Raw genomic sequence first — 2,598 nt, 5'->3', positions numbered from 1 at the left:
CCCAAGGCGATCCGGCGTTCGACGCTACGAAACTCGGCGTCGGGCGAGGTGCCGTTCTGGTCCGCGAGCAGTTGCATTTCATAGGCGCTCATCGGCGTTCGCACCCAGCCGGGCGCCACCGCATTGGCGCGAATGCCGTCGGCGCCGTGGGCATAGGCCAGTGAACGGGTATAGGCGACGACGGCCGCCTTGCTGGCGGCGTAGCTTGCGCTGTCCGGACTGGCGTTGAATGCGGCAACCGAGGCGATGTTGACGATCGATCCGCCGCGCTGCCGGAGCAGCGGCAGCGATGCCCGGCAGACCCGCATGGTCCCCGTGAGGTTGACATCGAGCGTCCTGGCCCAGACCTCGTCGGAGACGCTGGCGGGCTGATCCGGCACGATCAGGCCGGCGGCGTTGACGACGATGTCGAGCCACGCGCCGCAGGCGGCGACGGCGTCGGCAATGTCGTCCGGACGGGTGACGTCGCCATGGACCGCCTGCCCTCCGCACTCCGCCGCGGCTGCTTGCAACTCGGCCTCACCGAGCCCGAACAGCACGACGCGCGCGCCGCTCAGCGCCAGCAGCGCCGCCGTGGCCCGGCCGATCCCCGTGGCCGCGCCGGTCACCAGCGCGGTCTTTCCGTCCAGGCGCGGCATCAGAGCGTGATCCGGAGAAGCGGAAGCCAGTTTTCCGAAAAGATCATGCTCATCTAGGCTCCCCACTGCCGTTCGACGGCAAATCCGGTCTCGGGCAAGGTCGAACCGCCATCGACGACGATGGTCTGCCCGGTGACATATCTGGCCTCGGCGGAGGCGAGATAGAGCATCGCGCAGGCGATGTCGTCGGCGCTCCCCATGTGCCCCATCGGGATGAAGCGTTCGAGCTTCGCCTTGTTCTCCGGCGCGCTCATGGTGCCGCGGCCCGGCTTCTCGATGAAGCCGGCCTCGACGCCGTTGACGGTGATGCCGTCGCGCGCCAATTCGAATGCGGCGCCGCGGATAAATGCGTTCACCCCGGCCTTCGCCGCCGAGTAGTGCGCACCGCCGCCCATCGCGACGCGCGCCGAGACCGAGGATGTCACGAGAATGCGTCCGAAGCCGACGGCGCGCATATGCGGAATTGCGGCCTGCGCGAGCCAGATGCTGGCGTTGAGATTGAGCGCCAGTGTCTCGTCGAGCTTCGCTTCATCGAGCTCGTCCAGCGAGGCCCACGGGCAACCGCCGGCATTGTGCACGACGATATCGAGCCGGCCGTATCGAGCGGCGACATCGTCAACCAACGCCCGCAAGCTGCTACGGTCCAACTTGTTGAACGGGACGCAATACGCGGTCCGGCCATCAGACGCCAGCTCGCGTGCCAGCGCCTCGGCCACATCGAGCGTTCGGTTGGCGATCACCACAGTCGCGCCGGCCTCCGCGAGCCGTGTCACGATGGCGGCGCCGATCCCCCTGCCCCCTCCTGTGACGATGGCGACCCTGCCATCAAGCTTGAACGGAGTCGCCTGCATCAGATAGCCCCCGCGCCGCGCAGCAGATCGATGAACTGCGCTAACACCGCCGTATGCTTGTCGACGTCCCGCCCCGATGTTGCCGGGCACATCAGCAGCATGGTGTGGAACGGCGTCACCAGAATGCCCTCGTTCATGTAGAACGCATGCAGCAAGGTCTCGAGATCGGGTTGCCGGCCCGCAATGACGTCGGCGCCGCTGCGAGGCGGCTGTGGCATGAACATGATCTCGGCACGCGCACCGATCTGGGTGACGTGCCAGGGCAGTCCGGCCGCATCGATCAGCCGGCGCGCTTCCTGCGCGAGCCAGGTCGCGGTTCCGATCATCCGCTCGTAATTCGATGAGGTCAGCACCTTCTCCAGCACCGCGCGCATGGTCGCGACCGTCAGCGCGTTGCCGGCAAGCGTGCCGCCGAAGCCGAGATGCGCCGACTGCCGCTCGCGCGGATTGACGTGGGGGACGATTGTCCAGAGCCGCTCGGCAATCTCCTGGCTGAGACCGAACACGCCGGCGGGGATTCCACCGGCGATCGCCTTGCCGGCGACGAAGATGTCCGGCTCGAGCCCGTGGCTCTCGGTATAGCCGCCCGCTCCGCAGGACAGCGTATGCGTCTCGTCGATGATGAGCACGGTGCGCGCGCGGCGGGTCAGGTCGCGCAACGCCCGGTGAAAACCAGGGTCGACGGGGATCATGCCGAAATTCGTCATCAGCGGCTCGGTCAGCACGCAGGCGACGTCGCCCTGCGCCAGCGCCGCCTCGAGCGCGGCGACATCGTTGAACTCGACGACCCGGCTCACGGCGTCATGATCGATGCCGTTGGGATGGATCATGTTGCGCAGGCCGACGCGGCCGTCGCGGATCTCGACATGCGCCTCCTCGACGCCGCCGTGGTAGCAGCCGGAGAACACCAGCACCTTGCGCCGGCCGGTGATCATGCGCGAGATGCGGATCGCGGCGCGATTGGCATCGGTTGCCGACGTCGTCAGCGTCCAGTATTTCGGACCGAAGCGGCGCGACAGCTCGGCGCCGACCCAAAGGCTGTCCTCGGTCGGCAGCATCATGGTCGCGCCACGCTTGAGCTGATGCAGCGCGGCTTCCGTCACCGCCTC

Annotated in this window: 3 protein-coding genes; all 3 read right to left on the bottom strand. The window is 67.6% G+C overall.

Annotated elements, in window-relative coordinates; all coding sequences use genetic code 11:
• The coding region (locus tag VF497_RS14925; RefSeq protein ID WP_330890113.1) for an SDR family oxidoreductase at positions 1-638 on the bottom strand (638 nt) is incomplete at its 3' end.
• Between the two features lie 53 nt (positions 639-691).
• The gene (locus VF497_RS14920; RefSeq protein WP_330890111.1) at positions 692-1,489 is read right to left on the bottom strand and encodes an SDR family oxidoreductase; all 798 of its coding nucleotides are present in this window, start codon (positions 1,487-1,489) and stop codon (positions 692-694) included.
• On the bottom strand, positions 1,489-2,598 hold a 1,110-nt coding region (locus VF497_RS14915; protein ID WP_330890108.1), incomplete at its 5' end, for a transaminase. The genes VF497_RS14915 and VF497_RS14920, both read right to left, overlap by 1 nt.

This window comes from Rudaea sp. (genome assembly GCF_036383415.1).
In the GTDB taxonomy this organism is placed as follows: Bacteria; Pseudomonadota; Gammaproteobacteria; order Xanthomonadales; family Rhodanobacteraceae; genus Rudaea.
This window is presented reverse-complemented; position numbering and strand designations above follow the sequence as displayed.

What these genes read in the sequence shown, in the direction of transcription:
- VF497_RS14920 (WP_330890111.1), bottom strand. Translation starts at nt 1,489, where the DNA reads ATGCAGGCGACTCCGTTCAAGCTTGATGGCAGGGTCGCCATCGTCACA.